Consider the following 17,786-nt stretch of genomic DNA (forward strand, 5'->3'; position numbering starts at 1 on the left):
GAATCGGGTCGCCGACTCTCAGGCGGCGAAGCGAGCAGAGGCCAGTTGGCGCGACTGCGCTACCAGTCGGCCGGTGGAGTCCCAGACCTCGGCGTCCTCCTCCAGCAGGTTGCCGGTGACCGTCGAAGTACGCAGCCGGATCGCGAGCCAACCCGCCGCCGGGACGGCGCGAACGTAGCCGGTGAACTCGATCGTCGGCACCCAACCCACCGAGCCCACGTCGAACGCAACCGGCGGGAACGCGTCCAGGAAAGTCAACAGCGACAACGGATCCGGTTCGCGCCCGTCGGCGAACCTGATCCAACCGCGGATCTCGCCCATCCCACTGGGGTCGCCGAGCGCCCAGCCGACGGTCGCGGGATCCAGTCGCATGTCGAAGCGGTGGAGCAGCCCCGACTTCGTCAGCGCGGACGGCGGCGCCTCGGAGGCCGACACACAGTGCTCGGCGTCCGGGAAGGTCGGCATCGGGCTGTGCTTGCGCACCGGTTCGGCGTGCGACGACACGTCGCCCATCGTCACCAGCGCCCGGAAGCGTTCTGAATCTCCCTGTCGCACAATCACTTCGGCGGTCGACATGGTCCGACCGGTACGCAGGACGGTCGGTGCGACCGTTACTTCGCCGGGTACCGCGGGGGAGAGGAAGACCCCACTCCAGGTGAGGGGGTGCGGGTGGTGCTCCGGAACAGCGTCGACCACAGCGACGGTGGAGAGGGCCATCAGCAGCCCACCGTTCACCGCCTCGCCGATGCTCCACTCGTCCGACAGCGATCCGCGGTAGGTGTCGTCGGCAGCGGAGGTCAGCGCGATCGCGTCATCGAAGTCGGTCATGTGCACATCCCATCACTCACTGCGAGCCGATGGGTGTCTCGGCGAACCCGCGGGACGCCCAGGCGTGAGCGGTGCGGTAGCCGAGACGGTGGTAGAGCCGACGACCCGTGTCGTTGTCGGAGTACATCCCGAGCGTGCTGACGCCCGAGCGGTCGAGTGCCGCGGTCGTCAGTCCGGCAGTCACGGCTGCGCCGAAGCCACGTCCACGGGCGTCTGGGTGGGTGACGATGCCGGCGAGGTGTGGCGCACCTGCACCCGTGCGGTGCATTGCTCCGGCAGCAACGATGCGACCCTCCTCGCGGATGCCGAGCCACAGTTCGGTTGCGCCCTCGCCCGGACGAGATTCAGCAGTCGGGTTACCGATCTCGTTCAGCGCCAACAGTTCTGCGGCGTCCAACGTATCGTCCAGTTCGTCCAAGTGATCGAGGTGAGGCACGACAGGTGGCGTGTCCACCGTCCACATCCAGTCCCAGTCGCCACCTCGGCCGAAGGTGAAATGGCGCTGCGCGAGCGGGAAGAGATGCTGGTCGATCGAGATGCCGTCTGCCTCCGGCGGCAAGCCTGCCGCGACGATCGCGTCCAGCAGGGGAGCGGCATCGTGCTCCGGGCCGCAGACGTTCAGGTGAACGTTGCGACGATGGTGGCCGCGGCGCAGGAACGCCACGGCCGATCCGAGCGCCCACGCCTGATCGACCAGGGCGGCATCGCATTCCCAACGCACATAGGGGTCGTCGCCGCTCGCGGCAAGGAGTTCGTCACGTCCGCTCAGGGTTCGTAGCTGCAGGTTCACGAGGGTTAGCGTTGCAGTCGTGTCCGACGACCTCTTCGCCGCCTCCGCCGACGCCGACCCCAGGGGTCAGGGCGGCCTACTACCACCGCTCGCCGTGCGGATGCGGCCGCGCAACCTGGACGAGGTACGAGGGCAGCAGGCCGTACTCCGTGTCGGCAGCCCGCTTCGCCGGTTGATCGAGGGCGCCGGGGGAGCGGCCGGTCCGGTTTCGGCGATCCTGTGGGGGCCGCCCGGCACCGGCAAGACGACACTCGCGCACCTGGTGGCCGGCGCCACCGACCGCAGGTTCGTCGAGCTCTCGGCGATCAATGCGGGAGTCAAGGACGTCCGGGCGGTGCTGGACCAGGCGGTGCGCGACAAGTCCCTCTACGGGCGCGACACAGTCCTGTTCCTCGACGAGATCCATCGGTTCAGCAAGGCGCAGCAGGACGCATTGCTGCCCGGTGTGGAGAACCGGACGATCATCCTGGTCGCGGCCACGACCGAGAATCCGTCCTTCTCGATCATCGCCCCACTGCTGTCCCGGTCGGTCACAGTCACACTGAAGTCGTTGGACGACAGCGATATTCGTCAACTGATCACCGACTCGGTGGCCGACGAGCGCGGCCTTGCTGCCGAGTTCGTGCTGGACGACGAAGCTCTCGACCACCTCGTCCGGATGGCCGGCGGTGACGGACGGCGTTCGCTCACCTCGCTCGAGGCGGCCGCAGGTGTCGCGCTCGACCGTGACGACACCGCGACGCCGACCCACATCACGCTTGCCGACGTGGAGCAGGCAGTAGCGACGGCGGCGGTGCGCTACGACAAGACCGGCGACCAGCACTACGACGTCGCCTCGGCCTTCATCAAGTCGATGCGGGGAAGCGATGTCGACGCCGCGCTGCACTACCTCGCCCGTATGTTGGAGGCGGGTGAGGACCCGCGCTTCATCGCCAGGCGGGTGGTCATCTCCGCCTCGGAGGAGATCGGGATGGCCGATCCGACGGCACTGCAGACGGCCGTCGCGGCCCTGCACGCTGTCGCCCAGATCGGCATGCCCGAAGCGCGTCTGGTGCTCGCCCAGGCAGTGGTACACAATTGTCTGGCTCCGAAGTCGAACGCGACCTATGCGGCGATCAACGCGGCCATCTCCGACGTCCGGGCCGGCCGGATCGGGCAGGTTCCGGCCCACCTGCGCGGCACCGGCTATGCGCGCGCCGCCGAGTACGGCAGTGGCGAGGGCTACCGCTACACGCACGACGAACCCAATGGCGTTGGGCCGCAACAGTTCCTGCCCGACGATCTGATCTCAGAAGCGGACTATTACCACCCGTCCGACAGGGGCTGGGAAGCGACCCTGGGACAGCGTTGGGCGACCCTTCGCAGCACCATCCGGAACCACACCTTGTGATCTCGGACACTTGGTAACGATTGGGTGACCGTACGGCACCGAAGGGTTGCACCTGGCAAACCGTGTGGCATGTTTTTCCACGGCGTGAGGCGCGTGTGAACCACGAGCCGCCGGGTTGGGGCCTGGTACACGTCGCAACCGAAGGTCAGTCAACCGACGAGCCCGAACCCGCGTCTGTCCCAACGGAGGATCGATGAGCTTCAACCCGCAGCAGGTGGCCGAGTCTGTCTCGGAGGCCACCGTCGAACCGGTAGACACCGGTCGTCGTGGGAAGAAGGACAAGGGTCTGAGCACCGCCGGTAAGTCGCCGGTTCAGATCGCCATGGCGCGCCTGCGCAAGGACAAGGTCGCGATGATCTGCTTCGGCATCATCGTCGTGTACGTGCTGGTGGCCATCTTCGCTCCGGCGTTGGCCGCGCTCGAAGGGCAGGACCCCGCGACCACGCACTCCGACCTGCTGGACGTCGACGGACTTCCCACCATCGGGCAGACCGCCGACCACTGGCTGGGCATCGAACCTTCGCTCGGCCGTGACCTGTTCGCTCGCTTCGTGTACGGAGCACGTCCCTCCATCGTCATCGGCACATTCGCCGCGATCGCAACAACGGTCATCGGCGTGACGGTCGGTCTGCTGGCCGGCTACTTCGGTGGCTGGATCGACAACATCGTCTCGTGGGTCATCGACTTCATCCTGTCGCTGCCGTTCCTGCTCTTCGCCATCGCGCTGGTGCCGATCATCACCTCATGGTTCGGCTCTCCGCTGGAGATCTCCGACGACACGGTCACCAAGGTTCGCTTCGGCTCGCTGGTGTTCGTGCTCACCTTCTTCTTCTGGGCCGGCCTTGCTCGCCTGGTACGAGGCGAAGTGATCTCGATGCGCGAGAAAGAATTCGTGCAGGCCGCTCGGGCGCTGGGCGTGCCCACACGCCGGATCCTGTTCAAGGAGATGCTTCCGAACCTGGTCGGCCTGATCATCGTGTCGCTGACGTTGGCCATCCCGGCGTTCATCTCCGCCGAAGCCGGTCTGTCCTTCCTCGGTGTCGGGCTCAAGGAGCCGACGGCGTCGTGGGGTCTGACGATCGCCGCGGCACAGGGCTACTACGAATTGCAGCCCCTGTACCTGTGGGTCCCCGTGATCGCGGTCTCCCTGCTGGTGCTCGCGCTGTCGCTGCTGGGCGACGCGATCGCGGACGCGTTCAACCCGAACACCCGCCGATAAAGACTTCGATCCGTCGCCGACGGATCGTGCAGAACCTTCCTGGTGCTGGCCGGGAAGTACACAAAGGAGAAACAACATGCGCTGGACCAAGGTCGTGGCGCTGGCTGCAGCGGGCACTGTGTCGCTCGCAGCCTGCGGTGGAGGAAGCCCCTCCGACAAGAAGACCGACGCGGGCAAGGGTTCGAGCTCGTCGACCTCGCAGGGCACGGCCGCGGCCGACCTGCAGGCCGACGCCAAGGGCCCCGCTCCGGAGATCCAGGGTGCGAAGAAGGGCGGCACGCTGACCATCAAGTACGCGTCGGTGCCGGAGACCTTCGACCCGACCCGTGCCTACTACCAGGACACCATGGCCATCCTGAGCCAGCTGGTGACCCGTACGCTCACCACCTACAAGGTCGAGAACGGCAAGTCCGTCCTCGTGCCGGACCTCGCCACCGACCTGGGCAAGGCGTCGGAAGACGGTCTGACCTGGACCTTCACTCTGAAGGACGGCCTGAAGTACGCCGACGGAACCCCGATCAAGGCTGCCGACATCGCCTACGCGGTGAAGCGGTCGTTCGCCACCGAGGAACTGCCGGACGGCCCGCCGTACGTCATGGACTACTTGCTCGACGGTGACAAGTACAAGGGTCCGTTCAAGGACAAGGGCGAGTACAAGGGTGTCGTCGCCAAGGACGACAAGACCATCGAGTTCAAGCTCAAGAAGAAGTGGCCGACCTTCCCGTACTACGCGGCGTTCACCCAGGTCTCGCCGATTCCGCAGGCCAAGGACACCAAGGACAAGTACGGCGACAACCCCATCGCCACCGGTCCCTACATGTTCGACAAGTACGTCAAGGGCCAGAGCCTGACGCTGAAGAAGAACCCGAACTGGGATGCTGCCTCGGACCCGGCCCGCCGCCAGTACGTCGACGCGTACAACTTCCAGTGGGGTACGGACACCAAGCCGACCCAGACCGCGATCCTCGCCAGCAACGGTCCGGACGCCACCACCCTGAACTGGGACGGCGTCGACTCGACGCTGCTGCAGAAGGTCAACCAGCAGAAGGACCAGCTGGTCACCGGTCCGGACCCGTGTGTCACCTACTTCAACATCGACACCCGCTCCGTGCCGCTCGAGGTCCGCAAGGCGATCGCCGCTGCGTACCCGTACGACCAGGTGCGCAAGGCGTCGGGCGCGACCAGCCTGAGCTTCACCCCGGCGACGTCGTACATGGCGCCGCAGGTGCCGGGCTTCAAGGCCTACGCCCCGCAGAACGGCATGACCGGCCAGGGTACGGGTGACCCGGAGAAGGCCAAGAAGATGCTGAAGGACGCCGGCAAGGAGAACTTCGAGATCTCCTGGTACTACACCCAGGACAACCCGGACGCAGTCAAGGCGAACATCGCCCGCAAGACGGCGTTCGAGAAGGCCGGCTTCAAGGTCAAGGACGTCGGTGTGCCGAAGGCTGACGCTCGTAAGCGTCGCGCCGAGACCGACGGCAAGGTCAACACCCTCACTGGTCCCGCCGGATGGTGCTACGACTGGCCGGCCGGCGACTCCGTCTACCCGGCTCTGTTCACCAGCGCCGTGCAGAAGGGTGGCCACAGCGTGGGCTTCCTGGCTGACAAGACGCTCGACGCCGAGATCAACCGCATCATCGGTCTCGACGCCGACAAGCAGGGACCGGAGTGGAACAAGCTCGACGAGAAGCTGGCCAAGGACTACATCCCGGCGATCCCGCTGGGTTACGGTAAGGCCAACTTCATCTTCGGCAAGCAGGTCCACAACGTGGTCAACGACCCGAACCGCGGTATGCCGGACCTGGCCCAGGTCTGGGTCGGCTGACCTACGTCAGTAGCAACACCTTGAAGTAAGTTCACGAGCGGGGCCGCCCGGTGATCCCGGGCGGCCCTTCTCGCGAGCCCCCAACGCACCCCATTCCGACCAGGAGTACTCGTGCTCGTCTACGTCCTCCGACGGCTGCTCATGACGCTCAGCGTCATGCTTGCCGCGGTGACCTTCACCTTCGTCATCTTCTATCTCGGCCCGAACGATCCCGCCGGAATTTCGTGCACCCGTAACTGCACCGAGGAGCGGATCGCGGAGATCGAAAAGAGCATGGGCCTCGACAAGCCCAAGGTTCAGCAGTACACCGAGTACGTGAAGGGGATCGCCGTCGGGCGCACGATCACCTCCGGCGGTTTCCAGAAGGAATGCGCCGCCCCCTGCCTGGGCTGGTCCTGGGTTCAGGACCGTCCGGTCAAGGACATGGTCTTCCAAGCAGCTCCGGTCACGCTGTCGGTGGTGGTCGGCGGCACCGTGGTCTACACGCTCTTCGGCTTGATGTTCGGGGTGGTGGCAGCGCGCAACAGAGGTAACTGGGTCGATCGGATGATCGTCGGTATCACCCAGTTCGTCCCGTCGGTGCCCTACTACATCCTCGCGCTGCTGTTCTTCCTGTACCTGATGGTGCTGCATCCCATTCTCCCGCGCAGTCAGTGGGTGCCATTCACCGAAGATCCCGCGAAGTGGTTCGTCGGCCTGATCGGTGTCTGGCTGATCTACGGCCTGATCCAGGCGACGGCATACGTGCGCTACGTGCGCGCCGCGATGATCGACACGCTCTCCGGTGACTTCGTCCGCACCGCCCGATCGAAGGGCCTGTCGGAGCGGAAGGTCGTCATCAGCCACGCGCTGCGCGCTGCGATGGCACCGTTCCTGACCCTCGTCGGCCTGAACATCGCCGCGGACCTGTCCGGGGCGGTCTTCACCGAGCGCATCTTCGGTCTGCCCGGCATGGGCACCTTGGCGATTCGTTCGTTCGATCAGCAGGACCTGCAGGTCATCAGTGGCGTCGTCCTGGTCGGAGCCCTGGTCGTCAGCGTCGGCAACCTCATCGTCGACCTGCTGTACGGCGTCGTCGACCCACGCGTGAAGCTGTCCTGAGGAGAGAAGAGCGATGTCCACAGCAGCAATCAGCGAACAGTCCTCCCGCCGTCCGCGGCTCGACCCCAACGCCGAGACCATCCTGGAGGTCAAGGATCTGCAGGTGCAGTTCCCGACGGCCGATGGTGTGGTCAGTGCCGTCAACGGCGTGAGCTACGAGCTCAAGCTCGGTGAAACCCTGGCGATCGTGGGGGAGTCCGGTTCGGGCAAGTCCGTGTCGTCGATGGCCGTCATGGGCCTGCACGACCCGAAGCGCACTCGGATGAGCGGGTCGATCCTGCTCGACGGACAGGAACTGGTGGGCGCGAGCCCGCAGACCTTCCAGAAGGTACGCAGCAACACCGTGGCGATGATCTTCCAGGATCCGCAGTCCTCACTGCACCCGTTCAAGAAGATCGGAAGCCAGATCGCCGAGGCGTACCTGGTGCACCACAAGGTGTCCAAGAGTCTCGCCCACAAGCGTGCGGTCGAGATGTTGGACCGTGTCGGTATCCCGAACCCGGCGCGTCGTGCCAAGCAGTACCCGCACGAGTTCTCCGGTGGTATGCGTCAGCGAGCGATGATCGCACTCGGTCTGGTGAACGACCCGCGTCTGCTGATCGCGGACGAGCCGACCACCGCGCTCGATGTGACAGTGCAGGCACAGATTCTCGACCTGCTCAACGATCTGCAGCGCGAGTTCGGGTCGGCGATCATCATGATCACCCACGACCTCGCGGTCGTCGCCGAGGTCTCCGACAAGGTGCTGGTGATGTACGCCGGCCGTGGTGTGGAGTACGGCACGACGCGTGAGGTGCTGGCCGACCCGCGTCACCCCTACACCTGGGGCTTGTTGTCGTCGGTGCCCTCGCTGTCGGCGGCCATCGACATGCCGTTGAACCCGGTGCGCGGCAACCCGCCGAGCCTGTTGAACTTGCCCAAGGGCTGCTCGTTCAACCCGCGGTGCGACTACGCCGACCGTGTTCCGGGAGACCGGTGCTTCACCGAACTGCCGGCGTTCACCGAGGTGCCGGGCGAACCCGGACGTCTGACCCGGTGCCACCTGGCCGAGCCCGCCGAGATCTTCGCGGCCGAGGTCGCGCCGCGACTGGGGAAGTAGTACGAGATGGCAGATCTGAACAAGGAATCGGGCACCGGCTCCCACGCAGCCGGCGCCGAAGAGAACGCCGCAGGCGCCGGTGCCACGCATCGGCCGGAGTACGACGCTGCCCCGGTGGTGCACGAGCGCAAGGCCACCGCCGGCCGGGAGCCGCTGCTGGTGGTGGAGAACCTCGCCAAGCACTTCCCGGTGAAGGAGTACTCGGGGCTGTTCCCGACCACCCTGCAGACACGGGCCGTCGACGGAGTGAGTTTCGACCTCGCCGCGGGGGAGACCCTGGGCCTGGTCGGTGAGTCCGGCTGTGGCAAGACCACGACGGGTCGTCTCATCACCCGACTGCTGGAGCCGACCGACGGCAAGATCACCTTCGGCGGCAACGACATCACCCACATGAAGGAGAAGGACCTGCGTCCGCTCCGTCGTGACATCCAGCTGATCTTCCAGGACCCCTACGGTTCGCTGAACCCCCGCTTCACGGTTCAGTCGATCGTCGGTACCGCACTGGAACTGCACGGCATCGTGCCCAAGAAGCAGGTCAAGGCACGCGTTCAGGAGTTGCTGGAACTCGTCGGTCTGAATCCCGAGCACATCAATCGTTATCCGAACGAGTTCTCCGGCGGTCAGCGTCAGCGCATCGGTATCGCCCGAGCGCTGGCCGTGGAGCCGAAGGTCATCGTGGCCGACGAACCGGTGTCGGCGCTCGACGTGTCGATCCAGGCACAGGTCATGAACCTGATGAGCAAGTTGCGCAAGGAACTCGACATCGCGTTCGTGTTCATCGCTCACGACCTCGGCGTCGTGCGGCACTTCTGCGACCGCGTCGCGGTCATGTATCTGGGCAAGGTCATGGAACTCGGCGACCGCGAGGAGATCTACGGCGCACCCGAGCACCCGTACACGCAGGCGCTGCTCTCGGCGGCGCCCGACCTGAATGTCGTTCGTGGCCACGTGCCCGAGGAGCGGATCCGACTGGTCGGTGACGTCCCGAGCCCGATCGATCCGCCGAGCGGTTGCCGCTTCCGCACCCGGTGCTGGAAGGCACAGGAGATCTGTGCCAGCGAGGAACCGCAGATCAAGGGGCACGGGGAGCGTTTCGGTCACGGCATCGCCTGTCACTTCCCGGAGAAGAAGACCCACCTCACCGCAGAGGTCGTCGAGGCGGACGCCTGATCCACGCAGGACGCATTCGAACGGCGGCCGCACCACACACCGTGGCGCGGCCGCCGTTCGTATCTGTCGCGACGACCCTCACCGACGGGCGATAAGCTTCGAGGGATGCATACCGACACCTTCTCCCGAGCAGCCCGACGACGCGACGTCGCCGGGACAGTCGGGTCGTGTCGGCACCTGGGAGCACGAGCCGCGTAGGGCCCTGTCGGCCCCGCCCCTCGTCCTGCCCATTTTCTTGATCGAAACCTAAGGATTCTCATGGAAACCGCCGAGATCCGGCGCCGTTGGCTGAAGTTCTTCGAGGACAACGACCACGTGGTCGTGCCCAGCGCACCGCTCATCTACGACGACCCCAACCTGCTGTTCGTCAACGCCGGCATGGTGCCGATGAAGCCGTACATGCTCGGCCAGCAGACGCCGCCGTGGCCGCGCGCCACCAGCGTCCAGAAGTGCGTGCGCACCGGTGACATCGAAGAGGTCGGCAAGACCTCACGTCACGGCACGTTCTTCCAGATGAACGGCAACTTCAGCTTCGGTGACTACTTCAAGGAGCGCGCCATCGAACTGGCGTGGGGCCTGGTCACCACCCCGATCGCCGACGGCGGGTACGGCCTCGACCCCGAACGTGTCTGGCCGACCGTCTACGAGGACGACGACGAGGCGTACGCGATCTGGCACGAGAAGATCGGCATCCCCGTCGAGAGGATGACCCGCCGCGGCAAGGAGGACAACTACTGGAACATGGGTGTGCCCGGTCCGGGTGGTCCCTGTTCGGAGTTGTTCTACGACCGTGGCGCGCAGTACGGCGCCGAGGGCGGACCGGCGGTCGACGAGGACCGTTACATGGAGTTCTGGAACCTCGTGTTCATGCAGGACGACCTGTCACAGGTGCGCAGCAAGGCCGACTTCGACATCGCCGGTCCGCTGCCCGCCAAAAACATCGACACCGGTATGGGCCTCGAGCGCATGGCGACGCTCCTGCAGGGCAAGGACAACCTGTACGAGATCGACGAGGTCTTCCCAGTGCTCGCCAAGGCCGCCGAGATGACCGGCAGGAAGTACGGCGAGAAGTCCGGGCAGGCGGCAGGGCAATCGCACCCGGACGACGTGCACCTGCGTGTGGTCGCCGACCACGTCCGCTCCAGCCTGATGCTCATCGGCGACGGAGTGACCCCGGGGAACGAGGGTCGCGGCTACGTGCTGCGTCGCATGCTGCGCCGGGCGGTGCGCGCGATGCGGTTGCTCGGTTACGAGGACAAGGCCCTGCCCGAACTGCTGCCGGTCTCCATGGACCGCATGAAGGCCAGTTACCCCGAACTCGAGATCGATTTTCCCCGCATCAGCCAGATCGCCTACGGCGAGGAGGACGCGTTCCGCCGCACGTTGGGCGCCGGCACGGTCATCCTCGACACCGCCGTGACGAAGGCGAAGCAGAGTGCTGCGTCGACGGGCGGTGGCCAGGCGACGCTCGCGGGAGAGCAGGCCTTCCAGTTGCACGACACCTACGGCTTCCCGATCGATCTGACCCTCGAGATGGCCGCCGAGCAGGGTGTCCAGGTCGACGAGCCGGGGTTCCGCCGCCTGATGCAGGAGCAGCGCGATCGCGCGAAGGCCGACGCGAAGTCGAAGAAGGCCGGCCACGCGCACACCGAGGTGTGGCGTGAACTGCGAGCCCTCGGTGCAACCGATTGGCTTGCCTACCAAGGACTTTCGGCGGACGCGAAGATCACCGGCATCGTCGTGGACGGGGTGCAGGTGCCCGAGCTTCGTCCGGGTCAGACCGGTCAGGTCGTACTCGACCGCACCACGTTCTACGCAGAGTCCGGCGGTCAGATCGCAGACTCAGGGGTCATCGCCGGTCCGTACGGCGAGTTGCCGGTGCGCGACGTTCAGCGTCCGGTCAAGGGCCTGGTCGTCCACACCGTCGAAGCCGGCGAGCACGGGCTCACCGTCGGCGACGCAGTGGAGGCCAAGGTCGACCCCGAGTGGCGTGTGTCGGCCTGTCAGGCACACTCCGGCACCCACGTCGTGCACGCGGCGCTGCGGCAGGTCCTCGGCCCGTCCGCGCTGCAGTCGGGTTCGTACAACAAGCCCGGCTACCTGCGTCTCGACTTCGCGTGGAACTCCGGCCTCTCCGCCGCGACCCGCAGCGAGATCGAGGAAGTGTCGAATCTCGCTGTGCGACAGGACCTTCCGGTGTCGGCGCAGTTCATGACGCTGCCGGAAGCGCGCGAATGGGGGGCGCTCGCTCTCTTCGGGGAGACCTATGACGAGCAGGTACGCGTCGTCGAGATCGGTGGCCCGTGGTCGCGCGAACTGTGCGGTGGCACGCACGTCGCACACTCCTCGCAGATCGGTGCCCTGACGCTCACCGGTGAGGGGAGTGTCGGCTCGGGCGTACGTCGTGTCGAGGCGCTCGTCGGGATGGAAGCGCTGCGTTACCTCGCCAAGGAACGAATGCTGGTCGCCGAACTCAGCGGAATGGTCGGCGCGCAACCGGGCGAACTGCGCGACAAGGTCGACGCCCTGCTCGTCCGGGTCAAGGACGCCGAGCGCGAGATCGCCAGGCTGAAGCAGGAACAGGTGCAGGCCGAGGCTGCCTCCCTCGTGGAGCAGGCACAGGACATTTCCGCGGTGAAGGTGCTGACCCACCACGCGGGTGACCTACCGGCGGACCAGGTGCGCTCGCTGGTGCTCTCGTTGCGCGCCCGCCTCGGTGACGCGTCCGGCTCCGTCGTGGCGGTCACCGGTGTCAATGCCGGGCGGCCGGTGGTCGTGATCGCTACCAACCAGTCGGCCCGTGACCGCGGCATCCAGGCGGGTGCGCTGGTCAAGCAGGCCGCGTCCGTGCTCGGTGGCGGTGGCGGTGGCAAGCCGGACGTCGCCCAGGGCGGCGGCCAGGACCCGTCCAAGGTGGACGAGGCGCTGTCGGCCGTGGCCTGCGCGATTCGACAGACACTCGACTGATCATGCGCCGTGGCGTACGCGTCGGCGTCGACGTGGGCTCCGTCCGGGTCGGGATCGCGATCTGCGACCCGGACGGCCTCATCGCGACCCCGGAGACGACCCTCGCGCGGGACGCCGCCACGAACCGCGACATCCAGCAGACGCTGGAACTGGTCGACGTGCGTTCCGCCGTCGAGGTGATCGTGGGGCTGCCGAGGTCGTTGTCCGGCGACGAAGGGGCGGCCGCCGAGGCAGCGCGCGCCTGGGCGACCGCTCTGCACCGAGCCAGACCATCCATCGGGGTGAGGCTGGTCGACGAACGGCTCACCACGGTGGACGCTCACCGGGCGATGCGCGACGCCGGAGTTTCGACACGGCGCAGCAAAAGCGTGATCGACAGCCAGGCGGCTGCGATGATCTTGCAAGTCGCGTTGGACACAGAACGTACGACCGGTGCGCCCCCAGGCATCGCCGTGGGCGGGCGCAAACCCCGCCACCGGCGGTCGACGTGAAGAAGAAGGGCACTTGATGAACGACTCCCGTCTCTCCGATTCGATCTTCGGAGAGGGAGAAGACCGCGGGCAGCCGGCCGGGAAACTTCCCAACCGGCGGGAGCCGGCCGCGCAATCGCGTGCGCAGGCGCGTGACATGCGTCCGTTCGCGCAGGCTGACAACCCAGAGGGTCCGAACCGTCGCAACCGCTCCTGCCTGGTGATGGCTCTCGCGAGCGTGCTGGTTCTCGGTGGTTTCGGGCTGGCTCTCAAGACCGTGGGCACCGACCTCATTCCCAGCATCGGCGCAGGCAGATCCGGCGGTGGTGATTACGCGGGTGAGGGCACCGGTACGGTCGAGGTCAAGGTCAAGCCGGGTGACTCCGGCCATGCCATCGGGGTCGCTCTGAAGGAGGCCGGCGTCGTGAAGTCCGCCGGAACCTTCGCCTCCGTCGCCGGGGCGAACCCGGAATTCTCCAAGGTGCAGCCCGGCACGTACAAGATGAAGAAGCAGATGAGTTCGCAGTCGGCGCTCAACCTGCTGCTCGACCCCGCAACCCGCATGTCCAAGGGCGTGACAGTGCGTGAGGGCATGTGGGTGAGCGAGATCTTCGCGACCCTTTCCAAGCAGACCGGTGTTCCGGTGGCCGAGTACAAGAAGGTCGATCCGAAGGCGCTCGGCCTCCCGCCGGCCGCTGACGGCAAGCTCGAAGGCTTCCTGTTCCCCTCCACCTACGAGTTCGAGCCGAGCGCGACCGCGTCCGAGCAGCTCAAGGCGATGGTCGCACTGGGTAAGAAGCAGCTGAACCAGCTGGGTGTTCCGGCGGACCAGTTGCGCAAGACCGTGATCGTGGCGTCGTTCGTCCAAGGTGAGTCGCGGCTGGGTGCCGACGGCGCGAAGGTGGCGCGCGTGATCGACAACCGCGAGGAGAAGGGGATGCCGCTGCAGATGGACTCCTCGATCCACTACATCACCCAGAAGCGTGGCACCGTCACCACCACCGACAAGGAACGTAACGACAACAGCCCGTACAACACCTACAAGCATCCGGGTCTGCCCCCTGGCCCGATCAACAACCCGGGTCTGGAAGCGCTCAAGGCAGCGGCCAAGCCCGCCACCGGACCGTGGCTCTACTTCGTGACGGTGAACCAGGAGACCGGCGAGACGAAGTTCGAGACCGACTACGGCGCCCACCTGAAGAATGTTCGTGAGTTCCAGGCCTGGTGCCGCAACAATCCGGGCAAGTGCTGATCCGTCGGGCGGCGGTGCTCGGTTCGCCGATCGAGCACTCGCTGTCGCCGGTGCTCCACCGGGCGGCGTACGAGGCGTTGGGGTTGGACGACTGGCGCTACGAGCGGTTCGAGGTCGACGAGTCCGCCCTGGCGGAGTTCGTCGGATCCCTCGGTACGGAGTGGGCGGGTCTCTCCCTCACGATGCCGTTGAAGGAGGAGGCGCTAGTCCTCGCTGCGCACTGTGATCCGATCGCGCTCCAGACCGGTGCGGTCAACACGCTTGTCCCCACCGAGTCGGGTTGGCACGGCTACAACACCGACGTCCACGGGGTGGTCGCCGCTCTGCAGGACGCCGGGGTGGGAACGGCCGCGACTGGCCGTGCACTCGTGCTGGGTTCGGGCGCGACTGCCCGGTCGGTGTTGGCCGCACTGGCCGAACTCGGCGTGCTGGACGTGACCCTCGCCGTCCGCAAGGACGCGCGCGCCTCGACACTCGCCCAGGCCAATGATCACGGCATGACCACGGACGTCGTCTCACTGACCGACGCCGGAGTGCACGCACACGGATACGACCTGGTCATCAGTACCCTCCCGCCCGGCGGCGCGGACGGCTTCGCGGGGGTGGCAAGCGCGAGTCCGGTGCGTGCCCGGACCGGAACGGTGTGGATGGACGCCGTCTACGCCGGCTGGCCGACCGCCTTCGCCGATTCGGGTGAGCACACCGGCGCTCGTGTCGTCTCCGGTCTGGAGATGCTGATCCACCAGGCTGTGCGACAGGTCGAGTTGATGACCGGCCGGGTTCCACCGCTGAATGCCGTCCAGCAGGCTGGACACGCTGCACTCGCGGCCCGCGAGGCGTGAAAAGATCGCGCACATGTTGCGCTGGTTGACCGCAGGTGAGTCCCACGGGCCGTGCCTGACCGCCGTTCTCGAAGGATTGCCCGCAGGGGTCGAGGTGTCCTCGTCCGATCTGCAGGCTGCTCTGGCCCGCCGCCGTCTCGGCCATGGTCGGGGGGCGCGGATGAAGTTCGAGCAGGACGAGGTGTCCTTCGGCGGCGGTGTGCGCCACGGTCGCACCCTCGGGTCGCCGATCGCGATCACGATCGCCAACACCGAATGGCCCAAATGGCAGGCCGTCATGGGTACCGACCCGGTCGATGAGGGCGCGATCGCTGCCGCAGACGACATCGGTGCGCCGCAGGAGCTCGCCCGTAACCGTCCGCTGACCCGTCCGCGTCCGGGCCATGCCGACCTCGTCGGTATGCAGAAGTACGGGTTCGACGAGGCGCGCCCCATTCTCGAACGTGCCTCCGCACGCGAGACCGCGGCACGCGTGGCCCTGGGAGCGGTGGCCGAAGCGTTCCTGGAGCAGGCATACGGCATCGAACTGGTCTCGCACACCGTGTCGATCGGTACCGCCGGTTCGGCGCCCGACGCTTCGCTGCCGGTCCCGGCCGATGTCGAGGCGCTCGATGCCGACCCGGTTCGCTCGCTGGATCCGCACGGATCCGCTGCGATGGTGGCCGAGGTCGACGCGGCGAAGAAGGACGGCGACACGCTCGGTGGGGTGGTCGAGGTGCTGGCGTACGGGTTACCCCCGGGCCTCGGTTCGCACGTGCACTGGGACCGCCGCCTCGACGCGCGGCTGGCCGGTGCCTTGATGGGGATCCAAGCGATCAAGGGTGTGGAGGTGGGCGACGGCTTCCTCACCGCGGCTCGTCGCGGATCCGCGGCCCACGACGAGATCGACCGCACCGACGCAGTGATCCGGCGGGCCTCCAACCGCGCGGGAGGTACCGAAGGTGGCATGTCGACGGGCGAGCCGCTGCGGGTGCGTGCCGCGATGAAGCCGATCTCCACCGTCCCGCGTGCCCTGCGCACGGTCGACGTGAGTACGGGGGAGGCGTCGACGGCGATCCACCAGCGCTCTGACGTGTGCGCGGTGCCGGCGGCGGGGGTCGTGGCGCAAGCCATGGTGGCTCTTGTGCTCGCCGAGGCATGCGTGGAGAAGTTCGGCGGCGACAGCGTCGCCGAGACGGCCCGCAACCACCGCGCCTATCTCAACGCGATTCCCGAGCTGATGAAGTCCTTCGAGTCGCAGGAGGGATCGTGACTGTTCGTCCGACGGTTGTGCTGATCGGCCCGCCGGGGGCGGGCAAGTCGACGGTCGGGGCGCGCCTGGCGCAGACGCTCGGCACGGAGTTCGTCGATACCGACGCGCTCGTCGAGCAGACCGACGGTCGCACGATCAGCGACATCTTCGTCGAGGACGGCGAGCCTGCGTTCCGCCGCATGGAGGCCGACGCGGTCGCCCGAGCCCTCGACGGTGCGGGCGTCGTCGCGCTCGGCGGGGGAGCGCCGATGCAGCCGAGCGTCGCCGAACTCCTGAGTGGTCACCATGTCGTCTTCCTCGACGTCTCGATCTCGGACGCATCGGGACGCATCGGTTTCGATGCCTCCCGACCGTTGCTCGCCGTCAACCCGCGCGCCACCTGGACCCGGTTGATGAACGAGCGCCGTCCTACCTATGAGTCGCTCGCGAGCGTCCGCATCGACACCGCAGGGTGCACGCCCGAGCAGGTCGTCGAGCAGGTGCATGCCTGGTTGGGGCGCGAATCGTGAACAGCGCCAAGGTGATCCAGGTCGGTGACGACTACGACGTCATCATCGGACGTGGCGTCGCGGACCAGATTGCCGATCACGTCGGGGGCGCCATGCGGGTCCTGCTGGTGCACGCTCCCGCCATGACGGACAGGGCCGAACAGGTCGCCGACTCGTTGCGAACCGGTGACCGCCAGGTGGTGGTTCGCGTCCTGCCCGACGCCGAGTCGGCCAAACAGATCAGCGTCGCCGCCGACCTGTGGGCGACCCTCGGACAGGCAGGATTCACCCGTACCGATGTCGTCGTCGCCCTCGGCGGCGGTGCCACCACCGATCTCGGCGGATTCGTCGCGGCCGGTTGGTTGCGGGGAGTTCCCGTGGTGCAGGTGCCCACCACCCTGCTCGGCATGGTCGATGCCGCGGTCGGTGGCAAGACCGGGGTCAACACGGCCGAGGGCAAGAACCTCGTCGGTGCGTTCCATTCCCCGTCCGCTGTGGTGTGCGATCTGGATCTGCTGCACACCTTGCCGTTGGCCGACCTGGTTGCCGGGTTCGCCGAAGTGATCAAGTGCGGTTTCATCGCCGACCCGCAGATCCTTCGTCTGATCGAAAGCGACCCCGAGGCGGCCTTGGACGTCGACGGCGAGGTGTTGCCCGAACTCGTCTCGCGAGCTGTCGCCGTCAAGGCGCGTGTGGTGGCCGCCGACCCGCGCGAATCCTCGCTGCGGGAGATTCTCAACTACGGCCACACGTTCGCCCACGCCATCGAGCAGGTGGAGCACTACCGGTGGCGGCACGGTGACGCCGTTGCGGTCGGCATGGTGTACGTCGCCGAACTGGCCTGCCGCGCAGGCATGTTGGACGAGACGATCGTCGCCGAGCACCGCCGCATCCTCGACCTTGTCGGGCTGCCGACCCGCTACGAACCCGGTCGGTGGGACGAACTGCTGACCGCCATGTCGCGGGACAAGAAGACGCGCGGAGCCACTTTGCGTTTCGTGGTGCTCACCGACATCGCCGAGCCGGCGCGCCTCGAGGGTCCCGACCCGCAGTGGCTGCGCGAGGCGTACGACGCGGTCAGCTGAGTCCC

Annotated in this window: 15 protein-coding genes; 13 read left to right on the forward strand and 2 right to left on the reverse strand. The window is 66.8% G+C overall.

Annotation, left to right across the window (positions count from 1 at the left end; all coding sequences use genetic code 11):
• Positions 1–18 precede the first annotated feature (18 nt).
• Positions 19–828 (reverse strand): thioesterase family protein, encoded by an 810-nt coding sequence (locus EU513_RS06035; protein WP_129624999.1) that lies wholly within the window; start codon positions 826–828, stop codon positions 19–21.
• A gap of 16 nt (positions 829–844) precedes the next feature.
• Positions 845–1,618: a GNAT family N-acetyltransferase gene (locus EU513_RS16325; RefSeq protein ID WP_129625000.1), complete on the reverse strand. Its 774-nt coding sequence runs from the start codon at positions 1,616–1,618 to the stop codon at positions 845–847.
• A gap of 19 nt (positions 1,619–1,637) precedes the next feature.
• Here EU513_RS16325 and EU513_RS06045 point away from each other — a divergent pair, with 19 nt between their 5' ends.
• The 13 genes from EU513_RS06045 to aroB all read left to right on the forward strand — a co-directional run bounded on the left by EU513_RS06045 (position 1,638) and on the right by aroB (position 17,781).
• Positions 1,638–3,008 carry a replication-associated recombination protein A gene (locus EU513_RS06045; protein ID WP_239701739.1) on the forward strand — a complete coding sequence of 457 codons (1,371 nt, stop codon included), beginning with the start codon at positions 1,638–1,640 and terminating at the stop codon, positions 3,006–3,008.
• Between the two features lie 193 nt (positions 3,009–3,201).
• Positions 3,202–4,227: an ABC transporter permease gene (locus tag EU513_RS06050; protein ID WP_129625001.1), complete on the forward strand. Its 1,026-nt coding sequence runs from the start codon at positions 3,202–3,204 to the stop codon at positions 4,225–4,227.
• A 76-nt stretch (positions 4,228–4,303) separates the two neighbouring features.
• Complete coding sequence (locus EU513_RS06055; RefSeq protein WP_129625002.1) at positions 4,304–6,055, forward strand: ABC transporter substrate-binding protein; 1,752 nt, start codon at positions 4,304–4,306, stop codon at positions 6,053–6,055.
• A gap of 111 nt (positions 6,056–6,166) precedes the next feature.
• A complete protein-coding gene (locus EU513_RS06060; RefSeq protein ID WP_129625003.1) occupies positions 6,167–7,156 on the forward strand; it encodes an ABC transporter permease in 990 nt (329 codons plus the stop codon).
• Between the two features lie 13 nt (positions 7,157–7,169).
• Positions 7,170–8,255: an ABC transporter ATP-binding protein gene (locus tag EU513_RS06065; RefSeq protein WP_129625004.1), complete on the forward strand. Its 1,086-nt coding sequence runs from the start codon at positions 7,170–7,172 to the stop codon at positions 8,253–8,255.
• Positions 8,256–8,261: 6 nt separating this feature from the next.
• Entirely contained in the window at positions 8,262–9,425 is a 1,164-nt protein-coding gene (locus EU513_RS06070; protein WP_129625005.1) for an ABC transporter ATP-binding protein, read from the forward strand.
• 258 nt (positions 9,426–9,683) lie between these two features.
• A complete protein-coding gene (alaS, locus tag EU513_RS06075; protein WP_129625006.1) occupies positions 9,684–12,392 on the forward strand; it encodes an alanine--tRNA ligase in 2,709 nt (902 codons plus the stop codon).
• 2 nt (positions 12,393–12,394) lie between these two features.
• Positions 12,395–12,883: a Holliday junction resolvase RuvX gene (gene ruvX / locus EU513_RS06080; RefSeq protein ID WP_129625007.1), complete on the forward strand. Its 489-nt coding sequence runs from the start codon at positions 12,395–12,397 to the stop codon at positions 12,881–12,883.
• 16 nt (positions 12,884–12,899) lie between these two features.
• Positions 12,900–14,114 (forward strand): endolytic transglycosylase MltG, encoded by a 1,215-nt coding sequence (gene mltG, locus EU513_RS06085; protein ID WP_129625008.1) that lies wholly within the window; start codon positions 12,900–12,902, stop codon positions 14,112–14,114.
• Positions 14,108–14,956, forward strand: a complete 849-nt coding sequence (locus EU513_RS06090; protein WP_205744685.1) for a shikimate dehydrogenase — start codon at positions 14,108–14,110, stop codon at positions 14,954–14,956. Before mltG ends, EU513_RS06090 begins: the two co-directional genes overlap by 7 nt.
• Positions 14,957–14,969: 13 nt before the next feature.
• A complete protein-coding gene (gene aroC / locus EU513_RS06095; protein WP_129625009.1) occupies positions 14,970–16,208 on the forward strand; it encodes a chorismate synthase in 1,239 nt (412 codons plus the stop codon).
• Positions 16,202–16,717: a shikimate kinase gene (locus EU513_RS06100; protein WP_370447347.1), complete on the forward strand. Its 516-nt coding sequence runs from the start codon at positions 16,202–16,204 to the stop codon at positions 16,715–16,717. Before aroC ends, EU513_RS06100 begins: the two co-directional genes overlap by 7 nt.
• Positions 16,714–17,781 carry a 3-dehydroquinate synthase gene (aroB, locus tag EU513_RS06105; protein ID WP_129625011.1) on the forward strand — a complete coding sequence of 356 codons (1,068 nt, stop codon included), beginning with the start codon at positions 16,714–16,716 and terminating at the stop codon, positions 17,779–17,781. Before EU513_RS06100 ends, aroB begins: the two co-directional genes overlap by 4 nt.
• Positions 17,782–17,786 lie beyond the last annotated feature (5 nt).

Origin of the sequence: Yimella sp. RIT 621 (assembly GCF_004146205.1) — a bacterium.
Classification (GTDB): Bacteria; Actinomycetota; Actinomycetes; order Actinomycetales; family Dermatophilaceae; genus Yimella; species Yimella lutea.